This window comes from Gammaproteobacteria bacterium (genome assembly GCA_011682695.1).
Lineage (GTDB): Bacteria > Actinomycetota > Acidimicrobiia > Spongiisociales > UBA4744 > BMS3Bbin01.
Genome location: JAACED010000117.1, coordinates 1 through 2,912, shown reverse-complemented (window position 1 = coordinate 2,912; position 2,912 = coordinate 1). Strand labels below are relative to the sequence as shown.

The window sequence follows — 2,912 nt, the reverse complement described above, 5'->3', positions numbered from 1 at the left end:
TCCGGTGGCGGCGAGGCGGCGGCATCCGGTGCCGATTGGGAGACCGGTTCCGCTACCGCTTCCGAGACCGGCGGCGGAGTTTCGGGCACTACTCGAGGTTTCGCCTTTGGCACCAGCTTCTTCGGGACGGTGTTTCGTACCGGGGCCGGCGGCAGCGATGCAAGAGCGGCATCGCGCGAAGCCGCCTCCCGCTCGAGCAATTCGTCCGGGATCGTCGTCGGAGCTTCAGGAGTCGGCTCGACACCCTCAGGAAGCACCACCGGCTCTCCGTCACCTACCGAGAATGCGGGGATCTCTTCATACGGTTCGCCGAGAGCTTTCGCTTTCGCCGAAGCCATGCGCCGCAGCAGTTCATCGGGGATGTCGACCATTTCGGCTCCTTACACCGGTCCGGAGAGGCCGTCTCTCCGCACCTTCCACAGATGGACGGCAGTGAGCACGAGGAAAACGAACGGAAGCAGAACGACGTGGAACACATAGGCGCGAAGGAGCGTCGCATCCGGCGTTGGACCGAAGAGCGCGGACTTGAGGGCGCTCCCGACGAGCGGGACGGAACGCACGACCGTCTCGACAACGGCCGCCACGGCCATTGCCGCCTGATCCCAGGGGAGGATATTGCCACTGACGGCCATTGCCGCCACTACTGCCAGTAGCAGGACACCGATCACCCAGTTCGTGCGTCGCTCACCTGTGTAAGCACGGTGGTAGAAGACTCTCACCATATGCAGGAATACGGAGACGATGAGCAAGTAGGCGGACCAGCGATGCAGGCTCCGTAAGAACGACGAGTAGCCACCGGCTGCAAGGGCATGAGTGTCCGCGAACGCCGTGGCAAGCGCGGGTCGGTATCCGAACATCAGGAGGAGCCCCGTGACCGCAAGCACTCCTGCCAACCCAACGCTGATTCCACCGAGGCCAAGCGTGTAGGAGAAACGCAACGCGTATCGCTTCACTTTGGCAGGATGAAGGATCCGTACGGGGTTCTGCGTCCGGTCATCGGCCACTGTTGCCCCCCTTCACGAGTGTCCGGCCGTACGCGGAGACATCTGGTCCCCGGGATCCGGCTTCCACAGGCTCTCTGAGCAGGTGTCCAACGCCGGCGAACAGTGCCAGGACGTAGAGGAACGACACCAGATCCTTCGCCCACTTCGGGTCGATTCCCTGCATCGAGTTGAGCCACCAGGAAGGGAACACACCGAACCCGAGGAGCAGGGCCGAAACGGCCAGAACGGCACCCAACAGGCTTCGAGGCCATGTCATGGGACGACCGACGACCCAAAGGTACGCTACGCCCAGCAGCACGAGCAGCGACCCTGCGAGCACCACGGCGATCCCGATGGAAGCAACCACCGCTTGGGAGGAAGTCGATGCAGGAACGGAGGGTCCTGCCATCAGCATCCCCGCCACGAACAGCACTACCCCGAAGAGGATGGTCACGAGACCACGGCCTCGATGTGGCTTCTGCTCACCAAGCCTCGACGTGTCCTCACTCATCTCGTCGGTACTCTACCGCGCAACACCCCGTGCACCAGAAACCACTCCGCGTCCTGAGGAAAAGTGCTCAAGCCATACCGCAAACGACCGATACCTCCGGTGTGGACGGAGGTAATTCGTCCATGCGAACACAACGTTCGCGGGGCAACGGGGCGTACCGCCGATTACGAAACCTCAGGCACGTTCATCTGAGGTTTTGACAAGGTAAGCCTCCCAGCCCGCCCCAACGGCGGTCGCCCGTTCCCCTTTCTTGGCTCGCTGCGCGAGCCATTTTTCGCACTTTGCAGTTCGTGCAGGGTTCCGTGTCTGCAGAGCGGTGCTGCTACTCCTTTGAAATCGTCACCACGGTTCCGTCCGCGAGCCCAAATCGCTCGTCTGCCCGTGCCCCCCGGACCGCGACGGAGATGAGCCCGCTGGAATCGGTGTGGAGCAACGCTTCTCCAATCGACACGTCCCCGTAGGTGGACGCCCAGACGACAGAGTGTCGCCGGTTCCCAACCATGAACACGAGATGTTCCCCCTCCACTGCTCCCAGACCGTGCAAGTCATCGGGTCCCACATTCGTCTGCACATTTCCGAAGTGATCGATCCACCACGCCTCGCCTCGCACCGAGTTCCCTGCTGCGTCGGGCAGCGGAAGCAGTAATGGAAAGACCGAGTCCGGATCGACCTCGGGACCGAGATCCCGCAGGTCGGCTTCTCCTGAAGCGAGCACGCCCGCAGCCGGAGCCAACACATCGCGACCTGCGAATGTCGCCCCTCGACTCGGGATCATCACTTCAGGATTCTCGATCGCGACGATCACATCCGCACCACCGACCATCGCCACTCCCGGAGACAGGAGACCGTTGTCTGGACCGACGAAGAACCCCCACGGCGTCCTGGCCGCGATGGCTCTTCGCTCTGTTCCGACGCCGGGATCGACCACGGCCAATGCAACACCCTCGGGTAGGTACTGGATCGCGCGAACCAACGCAAGCGCTCCGGCACGAACCTCGCCCCGTCGAATCCCATGGGTGATGTCGATCACCCTGCTCACCGGCGCCAACTTCGCCAGGACACCGTGCACGACACCGACGAACTCGTCCTCGGTCCCGAAATCGGATATGAACGAGATCGGCAGGCTCATGCGAACAGTCTCCAATGACCGAAGCCGACGTGCAAGTCGAAGCCGGCGTCCACGCGCCAGAATCCCCGGGTAGACCGCACCCTGGTTTCAGATGCCACACCGCTCACTACTATCGGCCTATGCCCGAAACAGCCCACGATCTCCTCATCCAGGATCTCACCGCCCAGGGTGGCGTTGTGATGCTGCTCGGAGCTCCGGACACGGGCAAAACCTCATTTGCACGGCGCCTCCTCGAAAGCGCGGTCGCTGCGGGGAAGCGATCCGCCTATATCGATGCGGACGTTGGGCA

4 protein-coding genes are annotated in these 2,912 nt (G+C 62.7%); all 4 read right to left on the bottom strand.

Going from position 1 to position 2,912, the window contains the following annotated elements:
* A partial coding sequence (locus GWP04_12605; GenBank protein ID NIA26379.1) for a hypothetical protein occupies positions 1-371 on the bottom strand: 371 nt, incomplete at its 3' end.
* A 9-nt stretch (positions 372-380) separates the two neighbouring features.
* Positions 381-1,004 carry a cytochrome B6 gene (locus GWP04_12600; GenBank protein ID NIA26378.1) on the bottom strand — a complete coding sequence of 208 codons (624 nt, stop codon included), beginning with the start codon at positions 1,002-1,004 and terminating at the stop codon, positions 381-383.
* Positions 994-1,494 carry a hypothetical protein gene (locus tag GWP04_12595; protein ID NIA26377.1) on the bottom strand — a complete coding sequence of 167 codons (501 nt, stop codon included), beginning with the start codon at positions 1,492-1,494 and terminating at the stop codon, positions 994-996. Before GWP04_12595 ends, GWP04_12600 begins: the two co-directional genes overlap by 11 nt.
* Before the next feature lie 322 nt (positions 1,495-1,816).
* Entirely contained in the window at positions 1,817-2,623 is an 807-nt protein-coding gene (locus tag GWP04_12590) for a hypothetical protein (protein NIA26376.1), read from the bottom strand.
* Positions 2,624-2,912 lie beyond the last annotated feature (289 nt).